The sequence below is a fragment of the Bacillus cereus group sp. MYBK15-3 genome (assembly GCF_051916765.1).
GTDB lineage: Bacteria > Bacillota > Bacilli > Bacillales > Bacillaceae_G > Bacillus_A > Bacillus_A cereus.
In genome coordinates this window covers 23,335-40,999 of the sequence record NZ_JBQAHG010000007.1, presented here as the reverse complement: position 1 = coordinate 40,999, position 17,665 = coordinate 23,335, and the positions used below count along the sequence as shown (strand labels likewise).

The window sequence follows — 17,665 nt, the reverse complement described above, 5'->3', positions numbered from 1 at the left end:
TATAGAGTCAGCTAGAATGTTTGCTATTTATACTTCAGTTTTTAAACGCGAGCGATGTTTGTTTGTTCATAACAAGCTTGCAACGATTCTTCAATTATTGTTAATCCTTCTTCAAGTTGCTCATCTGTAATAACTAAAGGCATTAACACACGGATAACATTTCCATATGTTCCTGCTGATAATAACAGTAACCCACGCTTATTTGCTTCTGTACATAGATTAGCTGTTAACGCTTTGTCAGGTGCTTTCGTCTTACGATCTTGAACGACCTCAAATGCACACATTGCTCCTAACCCACGCACATCACCGATGCAATGATATTTATTTTTCATCTCTTCGAATCGGTTCATTACGACTTTTCCTAATTCTATCGCTCTATCATTTAATTTCTCATTTTCTATTACATCGAGAACAGCTAATGCAGCCGCACATCCTAATGGACTTCCTGCATACGTTCCACCAAGTTCACCTGGTGCAGACTCATTCATAATTTCTTTACGTCCAATGACACCACTTATCGGTACACCAGCACCTAATGATTTAGACACTGTAATTAAATCTGGAACGACATCATAGTGATCAATTGCAAAATATTTTCCTGTACGACTAAAGCCTGTTTGTATTTCATCCGCTACAAATAAGATGCCGTTCTCTGAACAAATGCGGCGTACTTCTTGAACAAATTTCTTACTTGGGACGATAAATCCACCTTCCCCTTGAACAGGTTCCATTACAACAGCTGCAATTGTTTCTGGTGCTACTTCCGATATGAAGAAGTTCTTAAACTCTTCAATAATAAAATCATCATACTGCTCTTCCGTTAATCCCTCTGGGCGACGGTATTCGTATGGAAATGGTGCTTTATATACTTCTGGAGCAAAGGGACCAAACCCAAATTTATATGGCTTCACTTTACTTGTCATCGTCATTGTCATTAATGTACGCCCGTGGAAACCTTTAGAAAATGCGATAATACCAGGTCTCTTCGTATATTTACGAGCGATCTTCACCGCGTTCTCAACTGCTTCTGCACCACTATTTAAAAAGAGGACTTGCTTATCGAAACTTCCCGGTGCCAATGCCGCAAGCTTTTCCGCTAATTCAATATATGGCTCATACATCATGACATTAAATCCAGTATGAATGTATTGATCGACTTGTTTATGGAGCGCTTCTTTAACCGTTGGATGACAATGCCCTACGTTAATTGTCCCAATTGCTCCTGCAAAATCAATGTACTGATTACCATCAACATCTGTTACAAGAGCACCATTTGCAGATTGTACAAACGTTGGGATGCCGTTACTTACTCCTTTTGGTACTATATTTTGACGGCGTTCTAATAAAGATGCCGCTTTCGGTCCTGGAATTTGTTCATTTACTTTAGCAAATTTTTTTGTGTTCATTGCGTACCCCATCCTTTTCTTTACATTGTTTTCTCTTTTTATTGCAAAATGTATGCCAACTTTCTTTTCTAGCATTTATCCTATATTCTTTGTATCCAGGCATAAAAAATAAGTCTATAAAGACTCATTAAGAGTCTTTATAGACTTATTTCCCTTACATATTAGACTTTTCTTTCTCCCAGAAAAACTCACCCGATTGAGAAATAAACTCTTCAACAGAATCTAACACTAAATCAGCAAGTGGTTCTAATGTTGGACGGTCTCCCGTACCAGATAGCACCCCAATTGCATAGCAATCGCCATTTTGGGCTAAATGTAAATCAGTTGGCGTATCTCCAACAACCGCAACCTCACATGATGCTAAATTAAATTTCTCACAAAACACTTCTATAATCTTTTTATCTGGTTTTTGCGCAGGGAATGTATCCGAGGCTATAATATAATCAAAAAAGTTCTCCAACTTATATTGTTTTAAAAATAATTCTGTTGGTGCGAAATCATCCGCCGTGACAACCCCTAATATAAATCCTTTATCTTTTAATGCCTGTAACACTTTCGGTAAATCTGCTGTCATTTTCATATGCGAACGATGCTCATACATAAGGGAAAATAACTTCTCACTTACCCACTGATGCATCTCTTCTTCTCTAGCAGACTCAATATAATTACAAAGCCCCTTCGCTACATCAAGGCTTGTTCCAGCAGCTATTGCACTCCTTGGATTAACAAATGCTCCCTCTACACCAATCTCTTCTAATAAGGTCTGCCGCATTGTACTTGGTAAATGATATAAACTTATACATTCAGCTACAAGTTCTTCAGCTACTTTTATCCATATTGAATGAAAATCCATTAATGTCCCATCTTTATCAAATAATATCGCTTTTACCTTCTCCATAGCACCGATACGATAAACTTAACTAAATCTATACAATTCAATCAAATTCACACAAGTTAGTGCTTCATCGTGTTCTCGCAGCCCCAAAGGGACGAGGGGTATAACACTCCACACGAGGCAGTATCGTTACCTCCTATTATCAAGCTTTTATTTTACCCATCTTGATAAATTTATCGAAGCATTTAAATCTCTATCGTGATGGCTATTACATGAAGCACAACGCCACTCACGTATTTTTAAACTCCACTGTCCTTCTGGTTGAACTGAATGGTCGTATTTCATGCCGCAACATGAACAAATCTTGCTTGAGGCGAACCATTTATCAGCTTTTACATACGCAATGCCATACTTCTCGCACTTGTATGACAAACATTGAAAGAAGAAGTTTAATTTTTGAAATGAAAATGCTTTCGATAGTTTTTTGTTTTTTAACAGGTTTGAAATAGATAAGTCTTCCACAACAATTCTCATTGGTTTGGTTTTCACCAATTTAGCTGTTGCTTGATGGATATGGTTATTTCGGATATTCGTAATTTTCCTAGATAACCGCAGGTGCTCAGCTTTCGCTTTTTCATATCCGGCAGATTGAATTTTTACACCTTTTTTAAATCTCCTAGACATATCTCTTTGTGCTGACTTTTTCCTTTTCAAAAGTTTTTTAACCTTAGCATCTTTGTTTATATTTCGTTCTTTCGTACCATTAGAAGCTACAAACAGCTCTTTTAAACCAACATCCACACCAATCGACTCATTGGTTAGTTCTTGTGATTCAAAGTCTTCTTGGAACCCTACACTAATCCACCAGTGACGACCATCAAAGGTAACTCTTGGATTGGATGGCTTTTTGTTTCTTGGTAGTTGTTGGCTTGTTTTCACTTCTCCAATAGACTGAATATCAACTACTTTCTTTCCTATAATCAGTCTTTCATAATTGGCATAAAACCCTTGAATTAAATCTTTTTTGGATTTATAAGAAGTGTGATAACCATTTTTGTACTTTTTGAACGAATGTTTTCGCGCCTTGTCAAAATCTTTTGAAGCCTGTTTAGGAACTTGTGCGTTGATGTCATGTAACCACTCATATCTCTTTCGCTTCTTGATCTTTGTAAATCGTTTCTGTAAAGCTAACTGTGAAACAGATTTTCCAAATAGCTTATAATATCTATCACTTATTCTTTTACAATAGTTATAAGCAAATCTTGCAGCACCAGCATGGTTTCTAAGCACTTTTTCTTGTTCAGGCGTTGGAATCAGTCTAACTTTCTTCGCCAATATCATCAGAATGTAACTCCTTTAATGAAAGATTTGTTCTTCTGAATCGTAGCGTGTTCCACCAGCATTCTCCTGAGACCACTCGGATGCAAACCTGTTAATTCCGATACTTGACTAACTCGTGAAAATTTCATTATTATTCTCACCTCATCGAACCAAACATAGCACGTACGTTCGATAAAATCAATAAAGTTTGATAGATTCAATAAAATTTATCTTGTTCAACTAAGGGCGCAATTCCTTAGCCAGTTCTCTTATGAACTTCTCATGTTTTCACATGAGCGCAGACTATATGTTTATCTCTTTAGAGATAGAGGATTTTTCCACCACCATAGGCTTGTGATGTACTCTCGTCAGTTATACGAGATAGTCGTTGAACGTTCATCCTATCACTTTTGACTTAGATGATTCGAGGCGGAAGACCCATTGTTCTAGTGTTTAGGATTTAACCTTGCACCATCTGATTGATTTTTTCTGCTTTCGCAACATTCACGCTCGCTATTTCTAGCCACGTTGTAGTTCAATCAGCTTTAGGGATTGCCCGCAGTTAACCCTCACTACTAGCCAATCACTTGACTAGCAGGGCTTACTGATATATTTAATTAACATTGGTTATAATCGGTTAAATAAATCGTAACAGTTAGTTACCCTACCTCTCATTTCTTATCTCTTCCAGTGTATCAATAAAGTATGGATGTAAAATAAAAGAATTGTAAAAATACCATAAAAATCAAACTAACTCCCAATTTACAATTCATTTTAACAAAGTAAAAAAGGATGCCTTTACAGGGCATCCTCTTGATGTTCAGGAACAAATAGTTCTAAACAATGATATATATTTTCGAATTCCATCGGTGCATCTCCACCATACTCACCATCTAAATTAATCATTAGTTTATCTGGTGAATGTACTTTAATTCGGTTCGCTTGTGTATATAACACTTTTGGATTATTAATATGTTCACCACGTTGTGCTTGTGTTGCTGCTTTAATTAAATCAGCGATAGAACCTTTTTTCAGTACTAATAGGTCAAATAACCCATCGTTAATAGATGCATACGGTGCTACCTTTTCAAATCCACCTACTGAACGAGTATTCGTAATTAAAAACATCGTAATTTCTTCTTGTAGTAACTTTCCATCATACTCAATTTCAACATATGTCGGATGCAATGATGGTAACATCTCGATACCTTTTAGGTAATAAGCAAGTTGTCCTAATACTGTCTTTAACTTACTCGGTACTTCGTATGTTAATTCTGTAATACGACCGCCACCAGCGATGTTAATAAAATATGTATCGTTCGCTCTACCGAGGTCTAATGGCACTGTTTTTCCTTCGCAAATAATATCTGCTGCCTCTTCAATAGAACGAGGTACACCAATTGCACGTGCAAAGTCATTTGTCGTTCCAACTGGAATAATTCCAAATTTCGGACGGAATTCATGCCCAACTAAACCGTTTACTACTTCATTTAATGTACCGTCGCCACCAGCCGCAATAACAACATCAAACTTACGATCCGCAGCTTGCCTCGCCGCCACAGTAGCGTCTCCAGGACCCGTTGTCGCATGACAAGATGTCTCATAGCCAGCTTGTTCTAATTTTTGTAATACTTCTGGTAAGCTCTTCTTAAATAGCTCACGCCCAGAAGTAGGATTATAAATAATTCTTGCTCGCTTCATCATTTATTAGCACAGGAAATTTCTTTATGTATCGAAAAAGAACATACTGAACTTCTATTCAGTATTCCCATGCCTACCTCCTCTCATCTTGCTATCCTTCTTTTATCCCGCTCAAACAGGCAGTAAGAACCCGATTCGTGTAGTCCATCAAAAGTAAATATTCATTTCAATGGTTTTTTTATTTGACTCCAAAATTTATCCCGCTATTTGCGGGCAGTAAATGCCCGATTGGTGAGGGCTAATAATCAATGGTGGATGAACCTCCTACTGATTAAAGTTTCACTTTATTTCTATCCATTCTTCCATAAAAATTTACATATAACGAATAATAACTATCTATTATTTCATGAGATGAAAAAAACCTCTATGTTTAGATTTATCATTATTCCCACCTTTTTGCAACTATCATACCATAGTTGCTATACAAACATTTTTCCACTTTTGACAGTTAATCAAACGTTTGTTTAAACGATTTTGTCTCATTTAAACAAACGTTTGATTAACCTAGAAAAACACCCATGTACGGGTGTTTTTCTGCTTAATCTTTAAAAGTCACTACTATTATCGCTTATTAATCTCTTCAAGTAAGATTTTGTTAACAAGTGGTGGATTTGCTTGTCCTTTTGTAGCTTTCATAATTTGACCAACTAAGAAGCCAATTGCACGGTCTTTACCGTTTTTAAAGTCTTCGATAGATTGCTCATTATTATCAAGAATTTCTGTTACAACTTTACGAAGTGTACCCTCATCAGAAATTTGAACAAGACCTTTCGCTTTAACGATTTCTTCTGGGTCTCCACCTTTTTCAATTAATTCATTAAATACTTTCTTCGCGATTTTAGAAGAAATTGTACCTTTTTCAATTAATTGAACCATTTTAGATAAACCAGCAGGCGTTAATGCAACGTCTTTTAATTCTTTTTGTTGTTTGTTTAAGTATGCAAGTACTTCACCCATTAACCAGTTCGATGTTAATTTCGCATCAGCACCGTCTGCAACAGTTGCTTCAAAGAAATCAGACATTTCTTTCGTTAATGTTAACACGTGTGCATCATAAGCTGGTAAGCCTAGTTCTGCAACGTAGCGAGCTTTACGTGCATCTGGAAGTTCTGGAATAGAAGCTCGAACTGCTTCTTTCCACTCATCATCGATGTAAAGTTCAACTAAGTCTGGCTCCGGGAAGTAACGGTAATCGTCAGATCCTTCTTTCACACGCATTAAGATTGTTTTCTTCGTTGCTTCATCATAACGACGTGTTTCTTGTTGGATGATGCCACCAGATAACAGTTCTTTTTCTTGGCGCACTTGCTCATGCTCAAGACCTTTTTGTACGTAAGTGAATGAGTTTAAGTTTTTCAGTTCCGCTTTTGTACCGAACTTCTCTTGTCCAACTGGACGAAGAGAAATGTTCGCATCACAACGTAAGGAACCTTCTTCCATCTTACAATCAGATACACCAGTGTATTGAATGATTGATTTTAACTTCTCTAAGTATGCATATGCTTCTTCTGGCGTACGCATATCTGGCTCAGATACGATCTCGATTAAAGGCATACCTTGACGGTTGTAGTCTACTAATGAACCATCAGCTGTATGCGTTGATTTACCAGCATCTTCTTCTAAATGAAGACGTGTAATACCGATACGTTTCTTTTTACCGTCTACTTCGATTTCAATCCAACCATTTTCACCAATTGGCTTATCAAATTGAGAGATTTGGTAAGCTTTCGGGTTATCTGGATAGAAATAGTTTTTACGGTCAAACTTCGTTTCCGTTGCGATTTCACAGTTTAATGCCATTGCAGCTTTCATTGCAAAGTTAACTGCTTCTTTATTTAAAGTAGGAAGTACCCCTGGGTATCCTAAGTCAATTACACTTGTTTGTGTATTTGGCTCCGCTCCGAATTCTGTTGGACTCGCAGAGAAAATTTTCGAATTTGTTTTTAACTCAACGTGAACCTCTAAACCAATAATTGTTTCTAAATTCATCTATGCTCGCCTCCTTACAGACTTGCTTTTTTTGTATGATAGTCTGTTGCTTGCTCAAACGCATGTGCAACGCGGTAAATTGTCGCTTCATCGAAGTGTTTACCAATGATTTGTAGACCAAGTGGCATGTTGTTAGCACCGAATCCACATGGAACAGAAATCGCTGGAACACCCGCTAAGTTTACTGGGATTGTTAAAATGTCATTTGCATACATTGTCATTGGATCATCAACTTTTTCGCCCACTTTAAATGCCGGAGTTGGCGTTGTTGGTCCAATAATAACATCATAGTTAGCAAATACATTTTCAAAGTCGTTTTTAATTAATGTACGTACTTGTTGTGCTTTCTTGTAATATGCATCATAGTAACCAGAGCTAAGCGCAAATGTACCAAGCATAATACGACGTTTAACTTCATCACCGAAACCTTCACTACGTGTGTTTTTGTAAAGATCTAATAAGTTATTTACATTATCAGAACGAACACCGTAACGCACGCCATCAAAGCGTGAAAGGTTCGCAGATGCTTCAGAAGAAGATAGTAAGTAATACGTTGCTAGAGCGTATTTAGAGTGTGGAAGCGATACTTCCTCCCAAGTTGCGCCCATACCTTCTAATACTTTTAAAGCAGCTAGTACTGACTCACGAGCTTCTTCGCCAACACCTTCTCCTAAGTATTCTTTCGGTACAGCAATGCGTAAACCTTTAACATCGCCTGTTAAACCAGCTAAATAGTTTCCAACTTCAACGTTTGCAGAAGTTGCATCCATGCGGTCAATACCTGAAATAGCTTGTAATAAGTATGCATTGTCTTCTACTGTACGTGTAATCGGTCCGATTTGGTCAAGTGAAGATGCGAATGCTACTAATCCGTAACGAGATACGCGTCCATAAGTTGGTTTTAAACCTACAACACCGCAATATGCAGCTGGCTGACGGATAGAACCACCCGTATCAGAACCTAGAGAGAATAGTACTTCTCCTGCTGCTACAGCTGCTGCAGAACCACCACTAGATCCGCCCGGAACATAATCTAAGTTCCATGGGTTTTTCGTAGCGTAGAATCCTGAGTTTTCATTTGAAGAACCCATTGCGAACTCGTCCATGTTTAATTTACCGATTGTAATCGTGTCAGCAGCTTTTAGCTTTTGCACAACTGTCGCATCATAAATTGGATCGAAGTTTGCTAACATTTTGCTCGCACAAGTTGTACGAAGACCGTTAGTTACAATGTTATCTTTTACACCAATTGGCATACCGAATAATAAACCATTATCTTCAGCGCCGATTTTTGCATCTAATTCTTTCGCTTTTGCGCGTGCATTTTCTTCATCTAATGTAAGAAAAGCTTTTACGTTATCTTCAACATCCGCAATACGTTTGTAAGATTCTTCTACTAAATCCGTAACGGAAATTTCTTTGTTGTTTAACTTCTTATGTAACTCTGATACTGAATGATCAAATAATGACATCGAAATTCCCCTCCTCTATTCTAATACTGCTGGAACACGGATTTGATTATCTTTGTGATCCGGTGCATTTTTTAATACTTCCTCAACTGGTAAACCTTTTTCTGGTACATCTTCACGCATAACATTTTTCATAGTTAATACATGAGTTGTTGGTTTTACATCTGTTGTATCTAATTCATTTAACTGTTCTGCAAATGTAACAATTGCATCTAGTTGTTTTTGAAATTTTTCTGCTTCTTGATCAGTAATTGCAAGACGTGCTAAATGTGCTACGTGCTTTACATTCTCAACGGAAATTCTTGACACGGCTAGGCCACCTCCATAATATATCGTTCAATCTACAATACTATTGATGATACCAAATTTTCAGTACTTCAAGCAAGTCAACACAGAGTACTTACGCCATTTTTACATAAAAAAAGAAAGGCAAATGCCTTTCTTTACAATTTACTCTTTATCTAACGTTTTATTTTTCGGAAATCTCTCGTTATCTTCTTCATTATCACGAATTGTTTTTTGTAATACAAAACAAGACATCGTTAAAAATAATGTTCCAATTAAATAGTATCCTTTTACACTAAGCGTTTCATCTAACGTATAAATCCCAATTAGCATACCTGAAAGCGCACAAACAAATGAAGTCCATGCTAAAAACGTGAACGCTTGCGTATTACGTCTTCTCATCGTTCTCCCCCTCGTTAGCTGTATACCCATTATAGATAAGTATATTTACCATGATGGATTTTTATGTAAATTCTATTTTTATATTTATAAATCTACCATAAAAGAATACTATTTTAAAGAAAGTTTTCTGCCTAATCTGAAAAAACAATTAAAATCATTGACAATTATTTCTATTCTACATAAAATAAAAATAAATATTACGAACCTCGAAATATACGGGAGTGGAATTAATTGTTGCAATATGAACATTTTTTAGACTTACTGCTAGATAACGCCAAGAAACTTTTCTATCCTGAAGAATGGGTAAGCCTAGATTTAACACTTTCTAAAACAGAAGTATTTTGTTTACTTTGGATGGAACGAAATACAGATATTACAATGACGAAAATTGCTGATCTTCTTGATATACCGATGAGTACAACAACGGGCGTTGTAAATCGCCTTGTAAAAAAGGGATATATTGAACGCTACCGTGATGAAAATGACCGACGTATTGTATTAATTCGGTTAACAGAAAACGGCGTAATGCTCGTTCAAGAAGTAAAACAAAATGCGGCCCATTACTTTAGCTTAGTAACAGAAGCATTATCAGAAGAAGAAAAAGCATTCTTACTACAAATCTTCCAAAAAATCATGAATCACATCGCTACGTCACAGCAAAAAACAGAAGAAAAGATTTCTACACCTAAAATGAAAAACATTCCGATTGAATAAAACCCTGTCTGGGTTTTTATTCAACTATTTACTTCGACACTCGTAATATTCGACATTCGAAACAAAGGGGATATGAATGATGAGAATTATCTTGTATACAGGTAAAGGCGGCGTAGGAAAAACTAGCATTTCAGCAGCAACAGCAATTCAAAGTGCGAAACAAGGATTAAAAACATTAGTAATGAGCACAGATCCTGCTCATAGTTTAGGAGATTCATTTGGTATAAAGCTATCTTCTGAACCACTAGAAATTCGTGAAAATTTGTGGGCACAAGAAATTAATACGATTTATGAAATGGAAAAAGGCTGGGGAAAATTACAGAAATATATTACACTACTCTTCACTTCCAAAGCAGCTGATGATATTACAACAGAAGAATTAACGATGTTTCCCGGTATGGAAGATTTAATTAGCCTACTTCGCGTACTCGATTATTATAAACAAAACACATATGATGTTATCATTATTGATTGTGCCCCTACAGGAGAAACATTAGCAATGCTAAGCTTTCCAGACATGCTCGGCTGGTGGATGGAAAAATTATTTCCTATTAAAAGAAAAGTTTTAAAAGTCGTTCGTCCTGTAGCTCAACCACTCCTTGGTGTCCCTCTTCCAACCGACGATATTATGGACGAATTAACAAGTACACTTGAACAGCTCGGAGAAATGAGAGATATTTTATCAAATCGAGAAGTAACAAGTATCCGCATCGTTGTAAATCCTGAAAAAATGGTCATTAAAGAAGCCCAGCGCAGCTTTACTTATTTGAATTTATACGATTATAACGTAGATGCCATTATGATTAACCGCGTCATCCCTAACACTGTCACCGATCCTTATTTTCAGGCATGGAAAGATACACAGAAGAAATATAAAACATTAATTCAAGATAGTTTTCAACCCCTTCCTATTTACGAAGCTCCAATGTTTGAACAAGAAGTTGTTGGCTTGTCTATGTTAGAACGTGTAGGAGATTCTTTATTTAAAACTGATCATTCCCCTACAGAAGTAAAATTTAACGGGCGCACTCAATATGTAAAAAAGGATGGCGATGAGTATGTTTTCGTTCTGTCCATTCCCTTCTCAAACAAAAGTGAACTTTCCTTAAATCAAAAAGGTGATGAACTTATTATTCGAGCGGGTTCTGTTAAACGGAACATCACGTTACCAAAAACATTAACACACCTTTCTATTCAAGGAGCAAAATTTGAAGAAGATGTACTAAATATTCGGTTTGGAGGTGTAGTACATGCATGAGGAATTACTACGAAGGGTAATTCGTACAAAAATAAAAGTCGGGATGCATATATTAGAAGAGCTACCTAATCCAATCCAACAATCAGCTAAGCAAATATTAAATATTTTACAAGAGGAACTAGCTGCTTATCTGAAAGAACGAGAGCATCATGAAGTTAATTTAAAAAATATCATAATTGAATAACCATCTCTGTATAGAGGGCCTTTTTTTAGGCTTTCTATACTTTATTGGAGTGATGTAAATTGATGAAAAAACATTCCACTACTATATTCTGGATCATTCCCTTATTATTTTTCATTCATAACCTTGAAGAAGCTTTCCAAATGCCACAATACCTTGCTAATCAATTTTCAATCCGTCTTATAACTAGCCAACAATTTTTCATCGCCATTTCCGTATTAACAATCTTTGTATTACTTATCGTCTTTCTATATCAACTTAACTTCTTGTCTTCTATATGCTGGATTATTTTTATACAAGGGGCCATCTTCTTCAACTCTGTTCAACATATTATTTTGTTTTTCATTTATCGCTCTTATAACCCCGGCGTAATATCAGCATTTTTCATTACTCTCTTTTCTATTTTCTTTTTTTTATCAAAAAAACACTTAATTCATCCAAAGCAATTCGTAATTACACTCCTTTTCAGCTTATTTTCTTATCCCATTATAATTTGGATCACCTTACTGTTCGCTAGCTATTTTCATTCATAAAAAAAGACCAGGAAAACTCCTGGTCCATTACTCTACTTAACAAACATTGGATTCTACGTTATACAAAATTGGAAGGTACAGAATTAGGGTTTGTTTGTTAAGTTTATATGTTGAACGAACTAACAGCAGAGGGGTTCCTTCTGTTAGTCCATTAAACCCAATGATTATTTTACGATTTTTTCAAGCTCATCAAGTGAAAGATTTACTGAAATGGAACCATCATTTGTTTCTTTCTTAATTGCATCTGTTACTTCTTTTGAATGATATAGTTCAATTACTTTTTTTAATGTTGGATCATCTTTATCTTTCGTACGAGCTGCAAAAATATTAATATATGGCTTCGCATTTTCATTGTTTGGATCTTCTAAGAAAATAGGATCCTTCGCTGGATCTAATCCAGCTTGACCAGCAACACCGTTATTAATAACTGATGCTGCAACATCTTTTAACACACGAGGTGTTTGCTGTGCGATAACCGGTGTAATTTTTAATTTCTTCGGATTTTCAGCAATACCACTTGGATCTCCAAATAGACCAAAGTCTTTTTTAAGCTTTAATAATCCAGCTGCATCAAGAAGTTTTAATGCACGTGCTTGGTTCGTTGGATCGTTTGGAATTGCAATTTCTGAACCATCTGGGATTTCATTTGCTTTCTTATATTTTTCAGAGTATAAACCCATTGGCGCAATTTGCGTTGTACCAACAGCTGTAATATCTAACTTATGCTCTTTTTTAAATTGCTCTAAGAAAGCAATATGCTGGAATGAGTTTAATTCAATATCTCCATCAGCTAACGCTTTATTTGGCGTTGTGTAATCAGAGAACTCCACCAGTTTAATCTTAATCCCTTCTTTTTCAGCTTTTTTCTTCAAAATTTCCCAAGCGTCTCCATCCGTTCCAGTTACACCGACGCGAACTACTTTTTCTTTCGCTCCTGCACCCGTGTCTCCACTTGAGCAGCCGCTTAATGCTGAGACTCCTACAATCGCTGATAATGCAAATGCTAAAATTTTCTTCATTTTCTTTTCCTCTCTTCCTTTTTATGATCTGCGTAACAAGACTTTCGCAAAGTAGTTTCCTAAATTTTGAGCTATCTGTACGAGAATGATAAGTAACACGACCGTTACGAACATAACTGATGTATCAAAACGTTGATAACCATATGTCATTGCCAAGTCACCAAGACCGCCACCACCGACAAGCCCAGCAACTGCAGAAAATTCAATTAAACCAACTGTCATAAATGTGACACCTAAGATTAATGGTGCTAACGCTTCTGGTACAAGGATTTCAAAAACAATTCTAATTGGCGAGGCGCCCATTGCTTGCGCTGCTTCAATTACTCCTTTCGGAACGGAAACAAGGTTTGTTTCAACCATTCTAGCAATACCAATTGATGCGACTAACGTCATCGGGAAAATTGCCGCTGCTGTTCCAATCGTCGTTCCGATAACACTTCTTGTTAGTGGACTTAAGGCTACTAAAAAGATAATGAATGGTACCGGGCGAATTGTATTAATTATGATGTTAAGAATAGAAAAGACCCATTTATTTTCTAAAAAGTTTCCTTTTCTCGTTACATATAAAAGTAAACCTAGAGGTATACCCAGAATTGTGGCGAATATAAGGGTTACAATTACCATTAAGAGGGTATCCCCCGTCGCATCTAGTATGCGCGGCCAAAATATACTCCAATCAACTCGCATGAGCTTCTACCTCCTTCAGCTGCACTTGCAGTCTTAGATGTTGTAATGCTTTTTGAATTTCCCTCTGCTCACCTTGCAACTCTACAAGAAGATTTCCAAATAGCACATTTTGAAGTTCAATAATATTTCCGTACAGTACATTTACATCGACGTTATAGTTTTTTGCGATATATGATAGTACCGGCTGTCCTGTCTCCTCACCAGTAAATGTTAGACGATAAATTTGACCACCATTTTGAATTTTCGCTAGAACACTTTCCGGTAAATGATCATTAATGACAGAACGTACAAAGTTTTGAGTCGTCTTTGTTTTTGGTTGCGTGAAAACATCAAACAGTTTTCCTTCTTCAATAACTTCCCCCTTCTCCATTACAGCTACACGGTGACAAATTTCTTTCACAACATGCATTTCATGTGTAATAAGAAGAATTGTTAAATTGTATTCTCGATTTACTTTCTTTAATAAGTTTAGAATTTCTGTCGTCGTTTCTGGATCTAAAGCTGATGTTGCCTCATCACATATAAGAATATCTGGCGATGTCGCAAGTGCTCTAGCAATGCCCACACGCTGCTTTTGCCCACCTGATAGCTGCTCTGGATAATAGTTTGCTTTATCTTCTAACCCTACAAACTTCAGCAGTTCATTTACTCTTTCTTTTATCTCATTCTTTGGTACTTTCGCTAACTTTAATGGATAAGCAATATTTCCAAATACTGTTCTTGAATTAAATAAATTAAAACTTTGAAAAATCATTCCAATTCTTTGTCTCAGTTTACGTAATTCTTTCGTCGATAATGATGTAATGTCTTTATCATCTATTGAAATCGTTCCTGCCGTCGGTCTCTCTAACATATTTACTAAGCGTAATAACGTACTCTTTCCAGCGCCACTAAAACCGATAATGCCAAAAATTTCGCCTTTCTCAACTGATAATGTTACATCCTCCACCGCATGAACAGATTGCCCAGCTGATTCATACACTTTACTTACGTTGTTAAAAGAAATCATTTTTTCCCCTCCTATATGCTGTAAAAACTTGAAGTAGAGCTTTCGAGGTAAAATAAAAAGTGCTCTCCTTCTTATCAACCATAAAGATAAGAAGGAGAGCACTTATATGTACTCATTCACATCTTCTCATCTTCCAAGCCTTTATATGGCTTGCTGGAGTTAGCACGGTATTAAAAAACCCGTTGCTGAGGTATCGTAGGGCCAGTCCCTCCACCTCTCTGGATAAGAATGTATCGATTTAATTGTCATTTTATTAATTCTCATTATAGAACTCAGAATAATAAGAGTCAATACATTTTTTAGAAAAATATTAATTATTCCTTTATTAAAATTTTCAGATGAAAATTCATGAGAAAATAGTAACTTTCAAGGTTATTTAAAATTCTTCTTCCTCATATTTTTAAACAGGAGAATCCTCTCCACGAATTGAATAAATTTATTTGAATATGAAACTCGGAGGCAGATAAATATATGAAAACAGCTCTTTTACTCGTCGATATTCAAAACGATTATTTTCCAAATGGAAAGATGGAATTGCGTAATCCAGTAGAAGCAAGCGAATATGCTAATCAGTTATTACAATACTTTAGAACAAACAGCGAACCTATTTTTCATATCCAACACGTAGCTATAAAAGAGGACGCTACTTTTTTCCTACCTAATACAGAAGGTGTACATATTCACGAAAGCGTACGTCCACTTAGAGAAGAAACAGTTATAGTCAAACATTATCCAAATAGCTTCCGAGAAACTAATCTTCTAGAGCAATTACAGCGTTTAGACATTGAACATGTCGTCGTATGCGGGATGATGACTCATATGTGTATTGATGCTACAGTAAGGGCTGCATTCGATTTTGGCTTTCAATGTACCGTTATACATGATGCTTGTGCTACAAAAGACCTTTCTTTTAAGAACGCTACTATACCAGCTGTTTATATTCATAATACAATTTTAGCTAGTTTAAATGGTGTATATGCAAATGTAATAAGCACAAAAGAATTTTTAGCTACATAAAAAAACACTCCTTTCAGTGAGCAAAACCGAAAGGAGTGTTCCTTGTCGAACCATAGATTTTCTTTCAAATTGTATTATACAGGAAATTCTCAAAATGAATACTAAAAAATATGACTAATAATTCAACTTTTCTCATCATTTTATTTCTGTTCACATGTTTATCCCGCTATTAATAGGTTTTAGCTCATTCCCTTCGAACGATGGTAATATATAGGATTTTAATTTTAAAAGGAGCTCTTCACATTCTGTGAAGAGCTCCTCTACTATATCTTATAAAGTTTCAGAAGTAGTTTTTGCTTGCATGTGAAGCGCTAAATAATCAGGTCCACCAGCTTTAGAGTCTGTACCAGACATGTTAAACCCACCGAATGGCTGGTAACCTACGATTGCACCAGTACATCCACGGTTGAAGTATAAGTTACCAACGTGGAAGTCTTCGCGTGCTTTTTCAATATGGTCACGGTTGTTAGTAATAACAGCACCTGTTAAACCGTATTCCGTATTGTTTGCAATTGCAAGTGCATGATCGAAGTCTTTCGCTTTACAGAATGCTACTACTGGTCCGAAGATTTCTTCTTTCATTAAGCGAGCATCTTCTGCAACGTCAGCAACGATTGTTGGTTGGATGAACCAGCCTTTAGAATCGTCTCCTTCGCCACCTGCTAAGATTCTACCTTCTTCTTTACCAATTGCAACATAGCTCATTACTTTATCAAATGCAGCTTGGTCATTAACAGGACCCATGTTTGTACCTAATACTGCTGGGTTAGCAACTGTTAATTCTTTTGTTAATTCAACAGCACGATTTAATACGTGATCGTATACATCTTCATGGATTACTGCACGAGAACATGCAGAACATTTTTGTCCTGAGAATCCGAATGCTGATGCAACGATAGACTTAGCTGCTAATTCAAGATCTGCTTCTTTATCAACAACGATTGTGTCTTTACCGCCCATTTCAGCGATAACGCGTTTTAACCAAATTTGTCCTGGGTTTACTTTCGCTGCACGCTCATAGATGCGGATACCTACATCACGAGATCCCGTGAAGCTTACGAAACGTGTACGAGGATGATCTACTAAGTAGTCACCAACTTCAGAACCGTTACCTGGAACGAAGTTTACTACGCCAGCTGGTAAGCCAGCTTCTTCTAATACTTCCATAAATTTCGCTGCTACTACAGGAGTTGTACTAGCTGGTTTTAGTAATACTGTGTTACCAGAAACTAAAGCAGCTGTTGTCATACCTGCCATAATTGCGAATGGGAAGTTCCAAGGAGAAATGATAACACCTACTCCTAATGGAATGTAAGAGAAACGATTATATTCAATTGGACGGCTTTCTACTGGAATACCGTCTTTTAATTTTAACATTTGACGACCATAATATTCCATAAAGTCGATTGCTTCTGCTGTATCAGCATCTGCCTCATTCCATGGCTTACCTGCTTCTTTTACAAGAATAGCAGAGAATTCATGTTTTCTGCGACGAACGATTGCTGCAGCACGGAATAAAATGTCTGCACGCATTTCTGGCTTTGATTTTCTCCAAGTTTGGAATGTTTCATCCGCTACTTGCATTGCTTTTTCAGCTAACTCACGGCTTGCTTTTGAAACACGACCAACAAGTTCCTCTTTATTTGCAGGGTTTACAGAAACAATTTTGTCTTCTGTAGTGATTTTTTCTCCCCCGATAATTAATGGATAGTCTTGTCCAAGATAAGATTCTACTTTCTTTAAACCTTCTTCAAACGCTAATTTGTTAGCCTCCACTGAAAAATCTGTAAATGGCTCATGTTTGTATGCTACTACCATTTTTTTAGCCTCCCCTTAGAAA

The 17,665-nt window shown here is 36.5% G+C and carries 17 protein-coding genes, 1 pseudogene and 1 riboswitch; of the genes and pseudogenes, 5 read left to right on the top strand and 13 right to left on the bottom strand.

All coding sequences use genetic code 11. The features are described from left to right. Positions 1 to 41: 41 nt before the first annotated feature. From gabT to ACTFR8_RS24825, 9 genes are all read right to left on the bottom strand, one after another. Positions 42 to 1,406, bottom strand: a complete 1,365-nt coding sequence (gabT, locus tag ACTFR8_RS24865) for a 4-aminobutyrate--2-oxoglutarate transaminase (protein WP_033667321.1) — start codon at positions 1,404 to 1,406, stop codon at positions 42 to 44. Positions 1,407 to 1,560: 154 nt separating this feature from the next. Next, on the bottom strand, positions 1,561 to 2,304 hold the full coding sequence (locus ACTFR8_RS24860; RefSeq protein ID WP_252209764.1) for an HAD family hydrolase: 744 nt from the start codon (positions 2,302 to 2,304) through the stop codon (positions 1,561 to 1,563). A 147-nt stretch (positions 2,305 to 2,451) separates the two neighbouring features. After that, the gene (locus tag ACTFR8_RS24855; protein WP_000599308.1) at positions 2,452 to 3,582 is read right to left on the bottom strand and encodes an RNA-guided endonuclease InsQ/TnpB family protein; all 1,131 of its coding nucleotides are present in this window, start codon (positions 3,580 to 3,582) and stop codon (positions 2,452 to 2,454) included. Beyond that, the gene (locus ACTFR8_RS24850; protein ID WP_000672782.1) at positions 3,582 to 3,710 is read right to left on the bottom strand and encodes a hypothetical protein; all 129 of its coding nucleotides are present in this window, start codon (positions 3,708 to 3,710) and stop codon (positions 3,582 to 3,584) included. Before ACTFR8_RS24850 ends, ACTFR8_RS24855 begins: the two co-directional genes overlap by 1 nt. Positions 3,711 to 4,359: 649 nt before the next feature. Further along, positions 4,360 to 5,265, bottom strand: a complete 906-nt coding sequence (locus tag ACTFR8_RS24845) for a diacylglycerol kinase (RefSeq protein ID WP_000977679.1) — start codon at positions 5,263 to 5,265, stop codon at positions 4,360 to 4,362. 558 nt (positions 5,266 to 5,823) lie between these two features. Then, entirely contained in the window at positions 5,824 to 7,251 is a 1,428-nt protein-coding gene (gene gatB, locus ACTFR8_RS24840) for an Asp-tRNA(Asn)/Glu-tRNA(Gln) amidotransferase subunit GatB (RefSeq protein ID WP_001047685.1), read from the bottom strand. 14 nt (positions 7,252 to 7,265) lie between these two features. Beyond that, positions 7,266 to 8,723, bottom strand: a complete 1,458-nt coding sequence (gene gatA, locus ACTFR8_RS24835; protein WP_000051441.1) for an Asp-tRNA(Asn)/Glu-tRNA(Gln) amidotransferase subunit GatA — start codon at positions 8,721 to 8,723, stop codon at positions 7,266 to 7,268. 15 nt (positions 8,724 to 8,738) lie between these two features. Then, positions 8,739 to 9,029, bottom strand: coding sequence for an Asp-tRNA(Asn)/Glu-tRNA(Gln) amidotransferase subunit GatC (gene gatC / locus ACTFR8_RS24830; protein WP_000086999.1), 291 nt, complete (start codon positions 9,027 to 9,029; stop codon positions 8,739 to 8,741). A gap of 141 nt (positions 9,030 to 9,170) precedes the next feature. Beyond that, entirely contained in the window at positions 9,171 to 9,407 is a 237-nt protein-coding gene (locus tag ACTFR8_RS24825; RefSeq protein WP_001254395.1) for a YiaA/YiaB family inner membrane protein, read from the bottom strand. Positions 9,408 to 9,638: 231 nt separating this feature from the next. Here ACTFR8_RS24825 and ACTFR8_RS24820 point away from each other — a divergent pair, with 231 nt between their 5' ends. The 4 genes from ACTFR8_RS24820 (at position 9,639) to ACTFR8_RS24805 (ending at position 12,093) form a co-directional block, all read left to right on the top strand. Next, positions 9,639 to 10,121, top strand: a complete 483-nt coding sequence (locus ACTFR8_RS24820) for a MarR family winged helix-turn-helix transcriptional regulator (RefSeq protein WP_000942481.1) — start codon at positions 9,639 to 9,641, stop codon at positions 10,119 to 10,121. Between the two features lie 76 nt (positions 10,122 to 10,197). Beyond that, positions 10,198 to 11,379 (top strand): ArsA family ATPase, encoded by a 1,182-nt coding sequence (locus tag ACTFR8_RS24815; protein ID WP_002098891.1) that lies wholly within the window; start codon positions 10,198 to 10,200, stop codon positions 11,377 to 11,379. Next, complete coding sequence (locus tag ACTFR8_RS24810) at positions 11,372 to 11,563, top strand: DUF3926 domain-containing protein (RefSeq protein ID WP_000544102.1); 192 nt, start codon at positions 11,372 to 11,374, stop codon at positions 11,561 to 11,563. The genes ACTFR8_RS24815 and ACTFR8_RS24810 overlap by 8 nt, the downstream gene beginning before the upstream one ends. A gap of 62 nt (positions 11,564 to 11,625) precedes the next feature. Then, a complete protein-coding gene (locus ACTFR8_RS24805) occupies positions 11,626 to 12,093 on the top strand; it encodes an HXXEE domain-containing protein (RefSeq protein ID WP_001986283.1) in 468 nt (155 codons plus the stop codon). Positions 12,094 to 12,257: 164 nt separating this feature from the next. Here the strand turns inward: ACTFR8_RS24805 and ACTFR8_RS24800 are convergent, their stop codons facing one another. Genes ACTFR8_RS24800 through ACTFR8_RS24790 form a run of 3 tightly spaced genes read right to left on the bottom strand, consistent with a single transcriptional unit; the run spans position 12,258 to position 14,808 of the window. Continuing rightward, the gene (locus ACTFR8_RS24800; protein ID WP_000721597.1) at positions 12,258 to 13,112 is read right to left on the bottom strand and encodes a MetQ/NlpA family ABC transporter substrate-binding protein; all 855 of its coding nucleotides are present in this window, start codon (positions 13,110 to 13,112) and stop codon (positions 12,258 to 12,260) included. Positions 13,113 to 13,133: 21 nt separating this feature from the next. Beyond that, positions 13,134 to 13,799, bottom strand: a complete 666-nt coding sequence (locus tag ACTFR8_RS24795) for a methionine ABC transporter permease (protein WP_001261865.1) — start codon at positions 13,797 to 13,799, stop codon at positions 13,134 to 13,136. After that, a complete protein-coding gene (locus ACTFR8_RS24790; RefSeq protein ID WP_252209762.1) occupies positions 13,789 to 14,808 on the bottom strand; it encodes a methionine ABC transporter ATP-binding protein in 1,020 nt (339 codons plus the stop codon). Before ACTFR8_RS24790 ends, ACTFR8_RS24795 begins: the two co-directional genes overlap by 11 nt. A 123-nt stretch (positions 14,809 to 14,931) precedes the next feature. Beyond that, positions 14,932 to 15,037, bottom strand: a riboswitch (SAM riboswitch). Positions 15,038 to 15,279: 242 nt separating this feature from the next. On the opposite strand from ACTFR8_RS24790, the pseudogene ACTFR8_RS24785 reads away from it, so the two are divergent. Beyond that, positions 15,280 to 15,845 (top strand): annotated as a pseudogene (locus tag ACTFR8_RS24785) (cysteine hydrolase family protein). Positions 15,846 to 16,095: 250 nt separating this feature from the next. Here the strand turns inward: ACTFR8_RS24785 and pruA are convergent. Then, complete coding sequence (pruA, locus tag ACTFR8_RS24780; protein ID WP_000259555.1) at positions 16,096 to 17,643, bottom strand: L-glutamate gamma-semialdehyde dehydrogenase; 1,548 nt, start codon at positions 17,641 to 17,643, stop codon at positions 16,096 to 16,098. Between the last annotated feature and the right edge of the window lie 22 nt (positions 17,644 to 17,665).